The organism is Massilia pseudoviolaceinigra (assembly GCF_030846505.1).
Classification (GTDB): Bacteria; Pseudomonadota; Gammaproteobacteria; order Burkholderiales; family Burkholderiaceae_D; genus Telluria_A; species Telluria_A violaceinigra.
Genome location: NZ_JAVCWL010000001.1, coordinates 285,568 through 303,624, shown reverse-complemented (window position 1 = coordinate 303,624; position 18,057 = coordinate 285,568). Strand labels below are relative to the sequence as shown.

The 18,057-nt window shown below is 62.9% G+C and carries 10 protein-coding genes and 1 riboswitch; of the genes, 5 read left to right on the top strand and 5 right to left on the bottom strand.

What is annotated here, in order from left to right; translation table 11 throughout:
• Positions 1 to 37: 37 nt before the first annotated feature.
• Positions 38 to 748, bottom strand: coding sequence for a glutathione S-transferase (locus RBA40_RS01410; protein ID WP_306645319.1), 711 nt, complete (start codon positions 746 to 748; stop codon positions 38 to 40).
• 129 nt (positions 749 to 877) lie between these two features.
• Between RBA40_RS01410 and RBA40_RS01405 the strand changes: the two genes are divergently transcribed.
• Both RBA40_RS01405 and RBA40_RS01400 read left to right on the top strand, forming a co-directional pair.
• The gene (locus RBA40_RS01405; protein ID WP_306645317.1) at positions 878 to 2,035 is read left to right on the top strand and encodes an iron-containing alcohol dehydrogenase; all 1,158 of its coding nucleotides are present in this window, start codon (positions 878 to 880) and stop codon (positions 2,033 to 2,035) included.
• A gap of 67 nt (positions 2,036 to 2,102) precedes the next feature.
• Positions 2,103 to 2,201, top strand: a riboswitch (TPP riboswitch).
• Positions 2,202 to 2,277: 76 nt separating this feature from the next.
• Complete coding sequence (locus RBA40_RS01400; RefSeq protein WP_306645315.1) at positions 2,278 to 4,386, top strand: TonB-dependent siderophore receptor; 2,109 nt, start codon at positions 2,278 to 2,280, stop codon at positions 4,384 to 4,386.
• 51 nt (positions 4,387 to 4,437) lie between these two features.
• Here RBA40_RS01400 and RBA40_RS01395 read toward each other — a convergent pair whose 3' ends face one another.
• The 3 genes from RBA40_RS01395 to RBA40_RS01385 form a co-directional block, all read right to left on the bottom strand.
• A complete protein-coding gene (locus RBA40_RS01395) occupies positions 4,438 to 4,959 on the bottom strand; it encodes an AAA family ATPase (RefSeq protein ID WP_306645313.1) in 522 nt (173 codons plus the stop codon).
• Complete coding sequence (gene pnuC, locus RBA40_RS01390) at positions 4,956 to 5,552, bottom strand: nicotinamide riboside transporter PnuC (RefSeq protein WP_306645312.1); 597 nt, start codon at positions 5,550 to 5,552, stop codon at positions 4,956 to 4,958. Before pnuC ends, RBA40_RS01395 begins: the two co-directional genes overlap by 4 nt.
• Before the next feature lie 86 nt (positions 5,553 to 5,638).
• Positions 5,639 to 7,786, bottom strand: a complete 2,148-nt coding sequence (locus tag RBA40_RS01385) for a S46 family peptidase (protein WP_306645310.1) — start codon at positions 7,784 to 7,786, stop codon at positions 5,639 to 5,641.
• Positions 7,787 to 8,001: 215 nt separating this feature from the next.
• Between RBA40_RS01385 and RBA40_RS01380 the strand changes: the two genes are divergently transcribed.
• From RBA40_RS01380 to RBA40_RS01370, 3 genes are all read left to right on the top strand, one after another.
• Positions 8,002 to 9,762 (top strand): WG repeat-containing protein, encoded by a 1,761-nt coding sequence (locus RBA40_RS01380; RefSeq protein WP_306645308.1) that lies wholly within the window; start codon positions 8,002 to 8,004, stop codon positions 9,760 to 9,762.
• 41 nt (positions 9,763 to 9,803) lie between these two features.
• Positions 9,804 to 13,082: a WG repeat-containing protein gene (locus RBA40_RS01375; protein WP_306645307.1), complete on the top strand. Its 3,279-nt coding sequence runs from the start codon at positions 9,804 to 9,806 to the stop codon at positions 13,080 to 13,082.
• Between the two features lie 62 nt (positions 13,083 to 13,144).
• Positions 13,145 to 16,237, top strand: a complete 3,093-nt coding sequence (locus RBA40_RS01370; RefSeq protein WP_306645305.1) for a WG repeat-containing protein — start codon at positions 13,145 to 13,147, stop codon at positions 16,235 to 16,237.
• 354 nt (positions 16,238 to 16,591) lie between these two features.
• Here the strand turns inward: RBA40_RS01370 and RBA40_RS01365 are convergent, their stop codons facing one another.
• On the bottom strand, positions 16,592 to 17,959 hold the full coding sequence (locus RBA40_RS01365; RefSeq protein WP_306645303.1) for a DUF4214 domain-containing protein: 1,368 nt from the start codon (positions 17,957 to 17,959) through the stop codon (positions 16,592 to 16,594).
• Between the last annotated feature and the right edge of the window lie 98 nt (positions 17,960 to 18,057).

Here is an 18,057-nt window from a genome sequence, read left to right as displayed (position 1 = left end):
AGTACCGTACTGTCCTTCACCCCAGCGCCCCCCGCACTCAGCGGTCGAGTTCGGGGTAATGCCGGAATATGCCGTCTTCGTTAAACGCAATCCTCCGCTTCGAGGCCAGGTAGGCGGCAATATTCGGCCGTTGTGCCACGTGGTCGTGCAGCGCGACCAGCCCGGGATAGTCCGGTTCCAGCCGCTTCATTGCCTTGGGAAACGCATAGCGCAAGCCCTCCGTCACCTGGAACATGGACAAATCCGCATAGGACAGGCGCGAACCCGCCAAAAACCCGCCACGGCGCTTGGGCTGCTGCAGCACACCCTCAAAGTAAGACAAGAACTTGGGGATCCGGTTCCCGACAAAGTCGGCGGCGCGTCGTTTGGCTTCCTTTTTCTGATCCTCGTAATACAGCGACACGCCGACAGGATGATGGGTGTCGTGCGCTTCGTTGACGAGGTCGGCAATGGTCAGCTGCAACTGATGCACCCACAAGCGGCCCGCTTCGGCGCGGGGCGCGAGGCCATGACGGGCGCCGAGGTACAGCAAAATATTGGCAGTCTGGCCGATGGTCAGCGCGCCGGCGGTGAGAAAAGGCGGCGCGAACGATGGCGTGGCCTGTGCCGCGAGGGCGGCGGCGACCTTGCCGGCGCCATTTTTCTGGCGTCCCACGTCGACATACGCGGCGCCGGCTTCCTCCAGCGCCAGGCGGACGAATTCGCCGCGCCCCTGGATCGTCGGCCAGTAATAAAGTTCGTACGTCATCGTGCCTCCCTTGCATGGATCAGTCGAGGGACGATGATGGCCCATCCGCCGTTTTCGCCCGCCTCCCGCAAGAATCCCGTGCTTGAGCGATAATCTCCCACCACCAGTTTGCCCATACAAGGAACCACCGTGCTCAACTTCGACTTCTACAATCCGACGCAGATCCTGTTCGGCCAGGGCCAGATCGCCGCCATCGCCAAACAGATCCCCGCGTCCGCGCGCGTGCTGCTCGTCTACGGCGGCGGCAGCATCAAACAAAACGGCGTCTACGACGAAGTGCTGGCCGCACTGGCCGGCTTCACCGTCACCGAATTCGCCGGCATCGAACCGAACCCCAGCTACGAAACGCTGATGCGCGCCATCGCCCAGGTCAAGGCCGAAAAAATCGACTTCCTGCTCGCCGTCGGCGGCGGATCGGTCATCGACGGCACCAAGTTCATCGCCGCCGGCGCCCTGCTCGAAGAAGATCCGTGGACGATCCTCGAAAAGCGCGGTAACAATATCGCCGCCGCCATGCCCTTCGGCGCGGTGCTGACCTTGCCCGCGACCGGCTCCGAAATGAACAGCGGCGGCGTCGTTACCCGCAAATCGACGCACGAAAAATTCTCGTTCATGAGCCGCAAATGCTTCCCCAAGTTCGCCGTCCTCGACCCGAGCAAGACCTATTCGCTGCCCACGCGCCAGGTCGGCAACGGCGTGGTGGACGCCTTTGCGCACGTGATGGAGCAGTACATGACCTACCCGGTCGGCGCCAAGGTCCAGGACCGTTTTGCCGAAGGCCTGCTGCTCACGCTCATCGAAGAAGGCCCGCAGGCACTGGCCAATCCCGACGATTACGACGTGCGCGCCAACGTCATGTGGTGCGCCACGCTCGCCCTGAATGGCCTGATCGGCGCCGGCGTGCCGCAGGACTGGGCGACTCACATGATCGGCCACGAGCTGACTGCCCTGCATAATCTCGACCACGCGCAGACGCTCGCCATTGTGTTACCGAGCATGCTGCGCGTGCGCAAGGAGGGCAAGCGCGCCAAGCTGCTGCAGTTCGCCGAACGCGTGTGGAACCTGTCCGGCGGCGATGAAGATACCCGCATCGAGGCAGCCATCACCCGCACCGAGGAATTCTTCGAGCAGATGGGGGTGAAAACGCGCCTGGGCGACTACGGCCTTGGCGCCAAGGACCTGGACGGCATCTTGAGCGCGCTCGAAGCGCACCGCATGGTCAAACTCGGCGAACAGCGCGACGTCACGCTCGACGTGAGCCGCAAAGTGCTGGAAATGAGCCTGTAATACGGGCGTCAGGCACGCCACACACGCTGGCGCGGGCAGCTGCGCCCGTGCCAGCTGTGATAAAATCGCCATTCGCTAGGGGTCCTGGAAGTTACTTTCCGGGTGAGAGATACCCTCCGTACCTGATCTGGATAATGCCAGCGAAGGAAAGCGCAAAGTAGTCCCCTCCTTTGTTTGCTCCCCCGTTGGCTCCGGCTTTTTCAAGCAACGCACCGCACGCCGGCGCGTAATACGAGCACACTATGTCATCGCCAAAATTCAAGCAGTCCGTCATCGCCCTGTCCATCGTGCAGGCGTTCGCCTTTTCCGTTCACGCGCAAACGACCTCGCAGTCGATGCCTGAAGTTGTCGTCACCGGCGCCAAGCAGATCGCCGCCGAGCGCGCCAGCGTGGCCGGTTTCTCCGACACGCCGCTGCTGTACACGCCGGCGACGGTGGTGTCGATCAGCCGCGAGCAGATGCAGGACTACAGCATCCGCAACAGCACCGACGCCATGAGGTTCGACGCCAGCGTCAGCGATTCGTACAACGCCGTCGGCTACGCCGAGCAGTTCTCGATCCGCGGCTTCGCGCTCAATAACGGCGCGAGCTACCGCAAGGACGGCATCGCCATCTCGGGCGACACCCAGATCCCGCTCGAAAACAAGGAGCGCATCGAGATCCTGAAGGGCTTGTCCGGCCTGCAGGCCGGCGTGACCGCGCCGGGCGGCATCGTCAACTACGCGCTTAAACGCCCGACCGCCACGCCACTGCGCTCGGCCACCGTGGAAGCGCGCGAGCGCGGCACCGTGTACGGCGCGGTGGACCTGGGCGGCCGCTTCAACGACAAGCGCTTCGGCTACCGCGTCAACGCCGCCGGCGAGCGCCTGCGCTCCTACGTCAAGGGCGCGGACGGCGAGCGCTCCTTCGTGTCGGGCGCGTTCGACTGGCAGATCTCGCCCCAGGCGCTGCTGCAGCTCGACATGGACTACCAGAAGAAATCGCAGATCACCGCGCCCGGCTACCAGCTCATTGGCGGCGTCGCGCTGCCGACCAATATCTCGGCCAAGACCTTGCTCAACGAGCAGCCCTGGACCAAGCCGGTCGACACGCGCACCAGCAATATCGGCCTGCGCTTCGAGTATCTGATCAACGACGCATGGCGCACCACCATTACCGCCAACAAGCATGAATTCAAGCGCGACGACTTCACCGCCTTCCCTTACGGCTGCAGCAACGAGGGCGAGGGTTTCTATCCGGGCTACTGCTCGAACGGCGACTACGACGTGTATGACTACCAGAGCGTGGGCGAACGCAAGTCGCCGCTCGGCGCGCAAGCCCTGTTGCAGGGTAAGTTCGCCACCGGCGCAATCGGCCACGAACTGACCATCGGCGCGACGTATCTTGAGCGCAGCGACAAGGCCGGCGAATACGTGTACGACTACGTCGGCTTCAGCAATATCTACAACAACCTGATCGTACCGCCGGTGGACGCGAGCCGCACGACCGGACCGCTCACGGAACGCCTGAACGATCATGAACGCGGCTTTGTGGTGCAGGACATCCTGTCGCTGAGCGCGCAGTTCAAGCTGCACACCGGCTTGCGCTACGCCGCCATCAAGCGCAACGCAAGCACCGACACCAGCTTCCTGCTGCCGAACGTCGCGCTGGTGTACAACCCGACGTCCGACTGGACGATCTACGGCTCGCTGGCGCATGGAATGGAACACGGCGGCGTGGCACCCAAGCGCACCACCAATCAATTCGCGTCGCTCGAACCGAGCCGCTCGAAGCAGGTAGAATTTGGCGTCAAGGCAATGGTCAACGAGGCGCTGAGCATGTCGGCGTCGGTGTTCAGCATCGAAAAAGGGCTGGAATACACCAACGCGGCCAATACGTTCGTGCGCAGCGGCGAACAAAAGCACAGCGGGCTGGAACTGGCTGCCCAGGGCAAGGCTGGCAAGGATTTGAAGTACAGCGTCTCGCTGATGGCGCTGGACACGCAGCAGGAAGGCACCGGCACCGCATCACTGGACGGCAAGCGCGTGACCAACGTACCGAAGTTCAAAACGGCGACGGTGCTGGAATATGCGGTGCCGGCGGTCGCGGGTTTGAAGGTGAACGGCATGTGGCAGTACACCGGCAAAAAGGCGTTCGACATCGAGAACAAGACGATGGTGCCGGGTTACAGCGTGTTCAATCTGGGAACCGCGTACGCGACGCGTATCGCCGGTGTGTCGACGACAGTGCGTGCGACCGTGGACAACGTGGCGGACAAGTTCTACTGGCGCGATGTGACGCAGGAACTGGGCGGATACCTGCTGCCGGGTGCCCCGCGTACGGTACGGGTGTCGGCGCAGTTTGATTTTTAAGTAAGCCCAAAAACCGTCGTTCCTGGCACTGCCAGAAACGACGGCGAAGAGTTAGCGGAACGCGGTGAGTAACCGTACCGCCTGCACCATCCGCTCTTCCAGGCTACCTGTGACAAGCGAATACCTGATCCCCCGCTCATCGAGCATCTGAACCACCCGCTCGTGAATCGTCTGGCGCACCGCCTCCGATTCACGCTGCAACCCATCCGCTTCCCAAGGCCCATCGGGCGCCGTCACCAGGGTATACGCATACGCGTGGCGCTGCTCCAGCACCGATAACTGCGCATCGACCCTGTTCCAGTACCAGCGGCTGTAAATGGCCGTCATCAGCGGCGTGGTATCGCAGAACAGAAAACGGCTGGCTTGCCGAGCCGCCGCGTCTTCGCGCGCCATCTGGGTCAGCGCAATCGAAAACTGGTCGCACTCTTGCGGCACGCGGCCGCTGGTATGGACAAATTCGCGCAGGTACTCGGGCACCCACACGGTTCCGAAGTGCGCCGCCAGCGCCGCGGCCAGCGTCGATTTTCCCGACGATTCAGCGCCCAGGATGGCAACCCGCAGCACCGGCGTCATAGCTTGCCGTCCGCAATGCGCACCCAGGCGCGCCATCCGAACCACGCCATCACGACAAAAGCTGCGTACAGCACTGCCGTCACATGCAGGTTCTGGTGGATGTACAGGCCGACATACAGCACGTCAACCACGATCCACACGAGCCAGTTTTCGACCTTCTTGCGCGATAAAAGCAGTTGGCCGAGCAGGCTGCCCGCCGTAAGAAAGCCGTCGATGCGCCACACGTGGGAGTCGGTGTATCTGTGCAGCGCGTAGCCGATCACGGCGTACAGCACCAGCCAGCCGGCAATACCGCCAATCCAGCCGATGAGGCTCGACCGCGTCGCCACGAGCGGGGAATGCTGCTCGCCGCCATACAGCCACTGATACCAGCCCCACACCGACACGGCGATGAACACGCCTTGGAGGCACATGTCGCCGTACAGGCGAGCGTTGAGGAAGACGATGCCGTAGACGGCCGACGAGATGATCGCAAACAGCCACGCCCAGTGAGTCTGGCGGATATTGAGTACGACGGTGATGACCGCCAGGACCGACGCCGTCAGTTCGAGCGGCGTGGTGGCCAGGCCAAGCAGGACAATGGATTCGTTCATACGGAGGGAGTGGCGGAAAGTGGCGCAATTGTAGCGTATGCGCCGCTTTCCAAAAGGTGGAAACGCCGTCCCCACCTCGCCCGCATTTATTTGCGCGGGTACTTGATGGTCATTTCCTTGAGCAGGTTGTCGGCATGATCGACTTCCTTCATCACCCACAGCATGTAGCGGATGTCCACGTGAATGGCGCGGGTGATGTCGCTGTCGAAGTACCAGTCCTTGGTCACCGATTCATAGGTCGAATCGAAGTTCAGGCCAACCAGTTCGCCGCGCTTGTTCATCACGGCGGAACCGGAATTGCCGCCCGTGGTATCGGCGCTGGACAGGAAATTGACCGGCACCGTGTTCAGCACCGGGTCCTTGAACACGCCATAACGCTTTTCCTTGACCGCGTCGAGCAGCGGCTTCGGTGCGTTGAACGGCTCTGCCGCGGTATGCTTCTCGACGATCCCTTCGACGGTCGTGAACGGACCCTTGACGATGCCGTCGCGCGGCGAGTACGGCGCCACCGTGCCGAAGGTCACGCGCAGGGTCGAATTGGCGTCGGCGTAGACCGGCTTGCCTTGCGATTTCTTCCACGCGATCACGGCCGACATGTATTGCGGGATGATGCGTTCGAGATTGCCGTCAATTTCCTTGCGGCGGTTTTCCAGCGCCATGGTCACGTCATGCAGCTTGACGGCAAGCTGGATGAAGGCGTCGTCCGATTTCGCAAACGCCGCCGCGTCCTTGCCGATCCAGCCCAGGCGCTTGGCGGTCTCGCCCAGTTCCGACTGTTTGTACAGCGTACCGACGGCGCCAGGTGGCGGCAGCAGCGCGTCCAGGCCCTGCGGATGCATCTTCGCGGCCAGCTTCTGGTAGCGCTGCAGGCCGGCGACGAAGCGCGCCTCGTCCACGCTGCCCACGTACGATTGCTCAAGGCGGGTCAGGCGCGCCTTGATGAACGACAGGTCGCGCTCCTGGTAGCCGGTTTCGCGCTTGGCATCGGGCTTGGCCGCTTCCAGCGCCAGGCGGTAAACCGTGCGCGCACTTTTCAGCAGGTCGCTGTTGCTGGCGACTGACCATGCAAATTCCTGTTCCGACAGCGCCATGTCGGCGGCGATGGCGGCGTCCAGGTCCGCCAGCAGCGTTGGCGACACGCCCTGCTGGTTACCCGGCTTGTTGAACCAGGTGCGGAATTCGGCGTCCTGCACGTCCTTGATCGAGGCGATGTCCTTGCGCGCGAAGCCGTCGAGCAGGCCCTGGGTTTTTTTGAGCACGTTGTTGATGCTCTTGACCACGCTGGCGTAGCGCACGTCGTGGGCGGCGTTGCCCTTGGTGGCGGCGGCGATGACGGCCAGGTCGGCCTGCATGTCGGCCACGCGAACCGGGAAGTTGGCGTCGCGCGCGAAACGGATCTCGGACGGCAGTTTGTAGCGGCTGGTGCGGCCTGGATAGCCGGCCAGCAGGATCGGATCGCCGTTCTTCAGGCCTTCGGCCGAGACGACCAGGAAGTCTTTCGACTTGTACGGCACGTTGTTCGGTGACGGATCGGCCGGACGGCCATCCTTGCCGACGTAGGCGCGCAGGAAGGCGTAATCGCCGGTCTGGCGCGGCCACTCGAAGTTATCGACGTCGCCGCCGAAATTGCCGATCATGTCCGACGGCGCGTACACCAGGCGCACATCGCGAATCATCAGCTGGCGGATGCGGTAGTACTCAAGGCCGCGGTGAAAGCTCGGTACCGAGCAGCGATACGCTTTGTCGGTCTCGCATTCGGCGGTCAGGGCCTTGATCCGGTTCTGGACTTCTTCGTTGCGCTCGCGCCCGGACATGGATGGCGACAGGCCCTTGAGCACGCGGTCGGTGACGTTTTCGACTTTTTCGGTGACGTACACCAGGGTATTCGGGCCACCCGGCAGTTCGGCGTCGCGCGTCTTGGCGAGGAAGCCGTTGACGATGTAGTTCTTGTCGGCGGTCGAATTGCGCTGGATGGCGCCGTAGGCGCAGTGGTGGTTGGTGACCACGAGTCCATCGCCCGACACGAACGACGCCGAGCAACCGCCCAGCGACACGATGGCGCTCATGGGGTGCTTGGACAGGTCGGCGAGCTTCTCGGCAGGGATGGTGATGCCGATGCGTTTCAGTTCCGACGACAGTTGCGGAAGCTGGTATGGCTGCCACTGGCCTTCATCGGCATTCGCGGTAGCGAATACGCCGAGCAGGGCGACGGGTAAGGCGATGGATTTCAACAAGATATACCCCAGAAGATAAAAGCAAGCGGGGAGTATATCGCTGATGCAAAGCGGTGGAAATGATTTTGTCGGCGTCGTATTGACGGCCCGGCATGGCGCGAGTCGATGCGGGGCGGCGGGCCGATGGCACCGGCGAAGCCCTGCGTTACAATCAACTGTTGACAAATAATTACCCTCGCCCCATGCCTATATCGCCTGTCCTCATCAGAAACCCCATGAAAGCAGCGGGCGAACTGCCCGATCTGCTGGTGCTTCATCATGGCCAGGTGCGCCAACCTGTCCCCGCCGTGTTGCAGGTGCTTGGTGCATTTTGCGACGACGGCACCGGCGGCGCCATCGCGGCGGCAGTCGCTGTCGACGGGCGCCATGGCTACCTTGACGCCAGCGGCGACTGGGTCGTCGAACCAACGCTGAAGGACGCGCGTTCGTTCGGCAGCGATGGACTGGCGCGCTTTTGCGACCAGGGCCTGTGGGGTTACCGCAATCTGAAAGGTGAGGTCATCATCGCGGCCCAGTACGGAAAGGCGGAAGCGTTCAATTTCGGCCTGGCCGCCGTCATGATCGGCGAGCGTCGATGGCGCTACATCGACACCAGCGGGCAGTTTGCATTCGATGGTTTCCTGCGCCATGCCGGGCCATTCAGCGCGGTCGGCCTGGCGGTGGCCCGGGGCTCGACGTACAAATGCGGCTACATCGACCGCACCGGCGCCTGGGCAATCGCGCCGCGCTTCGAGCGTCCGGCGCCGTTTTCACCGCTTGGCGTGGCCCCGGCCACCGAGAACGGCGAGCTGTATGGCCTCATCAACCAGCAGGGCGAGTGGGTACTGCAGCCATGCTACAGCCAGATCGACGCCTTCAACGACGACGGCCTGGCGTACTTCCGGGTGGACTGGAACCACGAAGGCTACCTCGATGCCGCCGGCATCCCCGTGATCAGCGACATGCACCACCTTTCGCGGACCATGCGCAGCGGTATCGTCGTGGAGACCAGCCGCTCGTACCTGACCGCATCCGGTCCGCTGGTATTCGACGCGGCCCTGAACTGGTGCGACGACTTCAACACGCACGGCTTCGCGCTCGCACGTGCCCTCGACCCGGCACAAGGGCCGGTGTGGGGCATCGCGCGTCCGGATGCAAGCTTCGCAATTGCCCCAGCCGACATGCTCGAACCGCTGACGGACAAGGACCACAACATCGCCGCCCCACCGGTCGGCACGCCGCTGCTTGCCTTCCTCGCCCGCGATGGCAGCATCGCCATGCTCGACCGCGATGCCCGTGTGGCCTACCGCTTGCGCGCTCACACGGGCCCGCAGGGTAGCTACGCGGCGCTGTACGACGATGCGGACCGCTTGCTGTGGCAAGGCCCGCCGTGCGCCGCGCTGCAGCTGCCGCAGCCCTACTTTTGCGCGTCCCCCGATGCGCTGCTGGCCGAATTACGCACCGTCGACGAGCTGGTGGACTACGCCGAATCGATGGTTGCGGCAACCGAGGCCAAACTCCACAACATCGGCGCGCTGCTGCTGGCCGTGGAAAACGGCGAATCGGAGCCCGACGACGCATATGCCTACAACACGGGCAATGATGACGTCTTCAACCACGACGATGATCTCGACGCCGGCGGCAGGCTGGCAAAATCGCTGCATACCAGACGCCGGATTTTCCGCTCCTACCTCGACGAGGGCGAGAACATGAGTTTTGAATTCCTCAACGATGAGCGTTACGAGATGATGAAAACGGTGCACGCACGCTGCGTGGAGCGCCTGACCGCGCATTTCGGCCCACCGTCACTCGATCCCGACTACGCCGGCGCAGCGGCGCCGCCGGACACGCAAGCCTGGGGTATCGGCCAGCTATGGCTGGGAATCTGGGCCGACAGCGAGTATGGCGACGGCGACTCATGGCATCACATCTGGCTCGTCTGCACCCCCTCCCGGCAAGCGCTTGATACGGCTTTGGCGAGCCACCGCGCGCCCTGAGCGCAAACGATCACTACCCAATTGAACGAGACACGCGACATATGATTACCCAGCCTACCCTCATCAGAAACTACATGATTCGACCAACCGACGAGTGGAACGAACTGCTCGTGCTTCACGACGGCGAGGTGCATATCGCTTCCCCCGGCCTGCTGCAAGTGTTCGGGCCATTTCTCGATGACGGCGCGGGAGGCACCATCGTTGCCGCCATGTCCGTCAACGGCAAGTACGGTTACCTGAACGCCACTGGGGCCTGGGTGGTCGAGCCGGCGCTGGAGTATGCATTCCCATTCAGCGAGGGACTTTCGCACTTCTGCGAAGATGGCTCATGGGGTTACCGGAACGTGCGTGGAGAGGTCGCCATCCCGGCTCGATTCATGCGGGTAGAACCGTTCCACCAAGGCCTCGCCGCGGTGCAGATCGGGCGTGACAAATGGCGCTACATCGACACCAGCGGCCAGTTCGCTTTCGACGCCAGCTTCGGCCACGCCAACTCGTTCAGCGTGGTCGGCCTGGCCGCCGCGCGCGGCACCTCAAGCAAATATGGCTATATCGACCGCACTGGCGCCTGGGCGATTGCGCCGCGCTTTGCGCTGCCTTACGCATTCGCACCGGCAGGCGTGACGCCGGCGACCGAGAAAAACAACAAGTATGGCCTCATCAACCAACAAGGAAAATGGATTCTGGAGCCGGCCTACGAGCAAATCCACGACTTCAATGACGACAATCTCGCCTTTTGCAGGGAGTCGTACAACCATGAAGGCTACATTGACACGCATGGTGTGCTGGTGATCCGCGACATGGACCGCTTGTCGCAAACCATGCAGTGCGGGATTGCCATCGATTCCCATCGCACGTGCATGACCGCGCAAGGCGCGCTGGTATTCGACGCTTCCCTGGACTGGTGCGACCAGTTCAACGCCGACGGCTTCGCGGTCGCGCATCTGCGCAGTGCAACGCAAGCATCTGCATGGGGTATCGCCCGCAGCGACGGCACCTTCGTCGCGACACCCGCCGACGTCATCGAACCGATCAAGGTTCAGCATGCGCATGTCGTTCCGTCGGAAGCGAACACCCCGCTGGTCGCCTTCCTGGCGAGCGACACGCGCGTTGCCCGGCCGGACGGCGCCCCTCGCGCCAGGAGCATCGTCCTGATCGACCGCGACGCGCGCATCGCCTACCGCTGGTATTCAGAGCCCTGCCCCGAGGGCAAATACCCCGCGCTGTACGACGGCGCCGGCCAGCTGTTGTGGAAAGGGGCACCGAACGCCGTGCTGCATGCGCCGATGTTCTTCTTTTCAGCGTCCGCCGATTCCCTGCTCACTGAGCTCGGAAAATTCGACGATCTGACCGGGCTGGCCGAATCGATGGTGCAGGCAGCCGAGGGCAAACTTCACGATATCGATGGGTTGCTGCAGATGCTGGCAAGCGGCGAGGACGAAGGAACCATTTACAACAACGATAAAGATGACTTCGAGGAGTACGACGATAGCCTCAGCAACGAAGAGCAGCTGGCGAAGTTGTTACGTACGCGACACCGCATCTTCCGTTCCTATCTCGACGAAGATGAAAACGCCCGCTATGAGTTTCTCGCCGCCGAACGGCAAGCGCTGATGGAAGCGATGCATGCGCGCTGCGTGGTGCGCCTGACGCAGCGCTTCGGTTGGCCGGAGCGCGACCCCGATTACGCCGGCGAAGCGGCCACCCCCGACACCGTGGCCTGGTGTATCCAGCTTACCCAACCGGTGGCAGGACCGGAATCGGCGCGGCCGGAATCGAACCAGCTCTGGCTGGGAATTTCCACCCAGGTCGGCTATGGTGACGGCGACGTATGGCACCACATCTGGCTGGATTGCGCACCGTCGAAAGAGACGCTGGAGGCAGCTCTCGCCGGCCGCACTTTGCCCCAATACGGGCACGACGTAGACGACGGCGATCCCGTACCAGACACTGGCAACGACTGGCTGGCGCGGGTACGCGCATCGCCTGAAACCATCCTTACCATGCCAGAGGAACTGATCGACGACGCAATCGCCGATGCCGCCATCGAGTCCGACATCCGCGCTTACCCGTTCCTGCCGCCGCGTTTGCAAACCGCTGCACGGCTGGAAGTGCTGATTCGGCGTGACGCATCGACTGCAGCAAACATCCCGCCGATGGTCATGAACGCCGACGGCCTGGCCCTGGCGCGCTCGCTATATGCCGGCAACCCTGAATGGAAGTACTACGACGCGCGCAATTCGGCCATCCCCTCCAAACTTGATCATGCGTGCCTGGACCACATCTGGGGCTGCCTGCTCGACGAGAAAATGTGCGAGACGGCCTTGTTAAACGATGCGGATATCCGCCATGTGCCGTGGTGGCTGCACAGCGAGAAGATCGCCGGCATGGCGCTGGCCGAGAACATCAACAACATCTATTTCATTGCCCGTTCGGCGATCACGCCGGAACTTGCCGAGTACGTGGCCAGCCGGGGCAACCCGAAGCTGATCGCACGCATCCCGCCCGCGCTGCTGACCGAGGAACTGTGCCTGCGGGCGGTTCTGAAGAACGAGGACGCGTTTGCAGCGGTGCCCGATGCGCTCAGGGAGGCAGTGGCCAACGCGCTGATCGTGCGCGATCCGGACGCGGCGGGCGGCACCGGCAGCCGCTGGCATGCCTTGCGCGCCTGGACACATCTGGCAAATGGTGATCGCGATGCGGCAATCGCCGATGCGCAGTGCGCAATCGGCCGCACCGACTCCCCGGTGCACATGCACTACGTACTTGCCAGCGCCTGGCGCGACAAAGGCGATCTTCGGCGCGCCGCGCTGGAAGCGGCCAAGGTGCTGTCGCTGTGGAGCGACTACGTTCCCCGTTTCGACCCGGACGCCGACATCGCCTGGCTGCACGCCCTGGCACAAGGGGCGGCAAGCCAGGCGGACGACGCAACGCTGCTGGAAGAACTGGCATCGCAGCCGCACCTGCTGGCAAACATCCCGGGGCGACGCATCACGCGCGCGATGGTCGACCTGGCCGTTGGCGTCGATGCGCAAGCCGTGCAATTCGTGCCGCGACGCCTGATGACGACAGCGCTCTACGAACTGGCATTCAGCGAAGGCTGCAAGCAGTTCGAGCAGCTTGCGCCGTCGGTGATGAGCGAGGCGTTTTGTCTCTCCGCCGTGAACGAGCAAGGCTACGAACTGAAACATGTGCCGCCGGAGTTGCGCACGCTCGCCCTGTGTATCGCATCGGTGCGCGCACGTAGCTGGGTGATCGACGACGTGCCCGCACCACTGCGTGAAGCCGTCCTTGGCGCGCTCGCCACGTCGTCCACCTGAACAATCACTTACACGAAAGCCGTCCGCACATGATCGAGCAGCCCATCCTCATCCGAAATTACATGCACGGGCACGATGAAGAGCCCTACCTGCTGGTGCTGAACCATGGCCAGGCAACACAGCCCGCCCCGGCCCTGGAACATGTCCTGGGCGCGTTCCACGACAATGGCCAAGGCGGGGGCATCGCGGCGGCCAAGGCGACCGATGGCCGCTATGGCTACCTTGATACGCACGGCGCGTGGGTGATCGAGCCGACCCTCGACAACGCGCGTACCTTTGGCGACAACGGCCTGGCGCGCTTTTGCAGCGATGAGCGATGGGGCTATCTCGACCTGACAGGGAACACCGTCATCGCGCCGCAGTACGAGAGCGCACAGGCGTTTAGCGCAGGACTGGCAGCCGTGCGGACAGCCGCGAACAAATGGACCTACATCGACACCGGCGGCAAGCCAGCCTTCAAAGGCACCTTCCGCGAAGCGCGTAGCTTCAGCGCCGCCGGCCTGGCCGTGGCGAGCATCAAGCGCGACCTGTTCGGCTACATCGACACCAGCGGCGCCTGGGCCATCGCGCCGCGCTTCGCAAAGGCACTGGCGTTCAGCGCACAAGGTGTGGCGCCGGCCTCGGAAGACGGTGAGCTGTTTGGGCTGATCGGCCTGCGGGGAGAGTGGATCTTGCAGCCTTGCCACCGGAAAATCGGCCAATTCAATGTCGACGGCCTGGCCTACTGCGAAGAAGCCGGCGAGCGCTGGGACGATGGCGGCTATATCAACACGCGCGGCGAGCACGTGATCCGCCACAAACGGCGCCTGTCGCCGAGCATGTCGTGCGGGTTCGCGGTGGAAGCCGACAGCGCGTACGTCAACGCGCAAGGAACGCTGGACTTCGGCGTGTACGTCAGCTGGGCGCATCGTTTCAACCAGTTCGGCTTCGGCATCGCGCGCTTCGCCGGCGTCGAACAAACACCGCAGGGCGCGGTCGATCTGCCGCCCGTGTGGGCCATTGCCCGGGACGACGCAAGCATTGCGATGCCACCCGCCGGCGTGCTCGAACCGGTAACGGATGACGACTGCATGGTTGTATCGGCCGAGGCGAATACACCCCTGGCTGCCTTCATCGCCAGCGACAAGAGCGTCGCCCTGCTCGACCGCGACGCGCGCGTGGCGTACCGCCTGCGCGCCGAGCGGGGGCCGCAAGGCCGCCATGCAGCACTGTACGACGCCGCTGGCGCCCTTCTCTGGCAAGGTGCGCCACATCCGGCGCAGCACATGCCCCATCCGTTTTTCTCCGTGTCCGCCGATGCGCTGCTCGAAGAGATCGATAGCGTGGACGATCTGATCACCTTCGCGGAAGCGATGATGCTGAAGGCGGAAGAAAAACTGCACAATATCGACGCCCTGCTGCAAGCGCCCGACGGCACGGATGAGGATGAGGATGAAGATGAGGATGAGGATGAGGATGAAGAGGACGACGAGGACGAGGAGGATGATGACGAGGACGATGACCTCGACAGCGATGGGAAACTGGCAAAATCGGTCAGCACCACACGTCGCATCTATCAGTCCTACGTGGACGGACACGTGAACGCCGTGTACGAATTCCTCAGTTTCGAACGCGAGCGGATGTCCGAAGCGATGTACACGCGTTGCATGGAGCGCCTGGTGGCGCACTTCGGCCCGGCCGACCCGGACCCGGACGTTCCGGACGGCTCGCCCGGGGACGGCCTGCCTGGGTGGCAGGTTGCGCTGCGCCAGCCGATTGCCGGTCCGGATGCGACCCGGCCCGAATCGAACCAGTTATGGCTGTCCATCGAGCTGGAAAGCGACAATGGCGACGGCAACGAATGGCACAACATCCGCCTGCTTTGCTCCCCTTCCAAGGAGACGCTGGAGGCCGCGCTCGCAGGGCGCTGCCCGGCCGCACCGACGCCGCCGGTCGAAGAAAAACCGGTGCCGCAAACCGCGCAGGAATGGTTTGACTGGGCCTACGGCACGAAACACGCCATCACGCACATGCCGCCGGAACTGATCGACGACGCCGTCGCGGATTACGCCGTCGAGCGCGACGCAGAAGCCCTCCAGGAACTGCCGGCGCACCTGCAAACGCCGGCACGACTGGAACGCATCATCAGGCGTGGCGCCGATCACGCCGCGGATGTACCGGGCCGCTGCATGACGGCCGAGGGACTGGCGCTGGCCCGCTCGCTGTACGGCGATGACGATGACTGGTGCCGGCGCGACAAGCGCAGCTCGCGCGTCCCCACCACATTTGACGTCAACTGCCTTTACGACGTCTGGGGTTGCCTCATCGACGAACAATTTTGCATGAGGGCCCTGGCGGCCGGCGCCGGTCTCGGCTCGGTACCCCTGTGGCTGCGCAGCGAAACCATGTACGCCACCGTGCGACTGGGCAGCAGCGCCAACCTGCGCCACATTCCCCGGGCATCCATCACGGCGGACATGGTCATGCGCGTCGATGCCAGCGATCTCGCGCTGATCCCCGAGGCGCTCCTGACCACCGATGTATGCCGGGACTGGATCAGGACCGACCCGATGGCGCTGGGCTACCTGCCCGAAACGCTGCGCAGCCCCGAGCTTTGCCTGGCGGCCGTCAAGCGCAACGCGCAGGCGTTTTCCGGCGTGCCGGACGCGCTCAGGGAAGATATCGCCACAAGCATCATCGCGCGCCACCAGGGCCCGGCCGGGACAAAGGAAACCGGCTGCCGCTGGCACGCACTGCGTGCCTGGACCCGGCTATGGAACAGAAATTGGGAAGGCGCGATCAGCGACGCGTTGCTGGCCCTCGGGCATGTCGACGAGCCCGCGCACATGCACTACGTGCTGGCCAGCGCATACCGCGCGAACGGGCAGGCGTTTCGGGCTGCCGGGGAGGCCGCCAAGGTGCGGTCCTTATGCAGCGATTACGAGCCCGAATTCGGGCCGGCGGTCGATACGGACTGGCTGCGCACCATCGCGCGCACCGCTTTCAATGAAGCCGACGAGGCAACGCTGCTCGAGGAACTGCGCTCCAATCCGCTGGTACTGTCGCAAATTCCCGCGCGCCGCATCACCCGGGCGATGGTGGACCTGGCGGTCGGCATTGACCCGGAGGCGGCAGCATATGTGCCGAAACGCCACAAGATAAACCCCAGAAGATAAAAGCAAGCGGGGAGTATATCGCTGATGCAAAGCGGTGCAAATAATGTCGTCGTACGCGTATTGACGGCTTGCGCGGCCGGATGCACCGGCAAAGGCCTGCTTTACAATCGATGCTTAAACAATCGTCGCTCCACGCCCCATGCCGCCCGCGCCTGCCGTCGCCCAAAACCACTTCCATGCGGAGGGTGCCGCCGCCGAACTGCGGCTGGTGACCGCAGGCCGTGTCGGCGCTGCGGCCATATCGACGCCAGCGGCGTATGGATCGGCACTGCTGACATGGATGACGCGCGCGGCTACTGTGACGAGGGCATGGCGCGCTTCAGCGACGCCGTCCCGGCCCCGCTGTCGCCTGGCTTACAGACTATCGAACCATCCATCAGCGGAAGGCACGCCGACCAGCTCGATCACTGCCGCGGAATGGCCGGCCCGCTCGGGCGCATTCAGGTCGCCCGACGTGCGTGGGGCCGAGATGGTGTTGATCGCGGCGGTGATCGGAGCGTGCATATACATGACATCCGTTTCGTTCGTGACACTGGCCAACAGCCCGCGCGCGGCGGCTGCCGCCGCACTGCCGCTGTAAGCCGCCGCCCGCTCGACCGTATCGAGAGCGAAGGTGAAGGTCGATGCCACATCAATCTTGTTCGCCACCGTGGTGCTGTCAAGCAGCCCCTGGGCCGAGGTATTCGACTGGGCACCGGCCATGATCGACAACGATGCGTTGGCGCGGGTCAGTACGCCCGAGTCGATCGCCTCCGACCAGAACTTGAGTCCACTTTCGGCCGGCGCCCGGTTCAGCACATTGTGGAAAATGGCGTCAACGAAGGACTTGCTGTCGCCCTGGTAGAGAAGCTTCGATTCCGCACTCAAGCCGAAGGAATCGATCAATCCCTTGATGGCTGGATCGAGCGCATATTTCGCCGCCAGCTCATTCGCACTGCGTGGCGCACCCATGCCGATCAGCTGGTCCTGGAAGCTTGCCAGGCCCTTGGGGTCGGCCGCGCGCCCGAAATACGCAATGTACAGCGACTGGGCCAGGTCGTTGTAGGTGATGGTGAGCGGCTTACCGTTAAATTCGATCTTTTCGATGTTGGTCAGAATATCAAGATCGGCAAAGACTCCCGCCTGGACGCGCAGTTCGGCGCCGTGTTTGACAATCGAATACCCGACCTGCTGTACTTTATAGACCACCGTGTCGATGCCGGCACCACCGTCGATGTTTTCGTTTTTCGCAGTCGCAGTCAAGCGGTCATCGGCTGCCGTTCCGATCACATTTTCGCCCACCGGGCGGACCGCGTCACCGTGAATAGCAATGCTTAACGCGCTCGAAAAGGGGCTTTTGTCCCACCCGGGTGTGATGTAGAACTTGCCGGAATAGGGAGCGACGAAGTCACGGATCATATCCGTTGCAGCCAGGTTGTCGTTACTGTACGCGACAACGTTACCGAACCTGTCGTACAGTTGCAAAACGAGGAACGGATATTTGTTGTTGTTGGCGTTGTTATCGCTGGACAAGGAGTAGCTCCTGTCCTGAACGGCGTCAAAAGCAAACGTAACATGATCAAACGCGGTTTTCCCGCGGTTTTGAAAATAGGCGATGGTGTTATCCCGTTGAACAACTGACGGGTCTCCAAACGGGCCGTAAGGCTGGAACGTCAAAACATGGGCGCTGGCCATCTGCTCGGCGCTCAAATCAGGCAGCGCATCAATCGTCAAATAATTCATGAATTAGGATTTCAATATGATAAAAGTTGCTTAATTATAACATATATTTCCCAATATACTTGATGATCGATACCGCCCAAGCGCCGGACGGCGTGTAA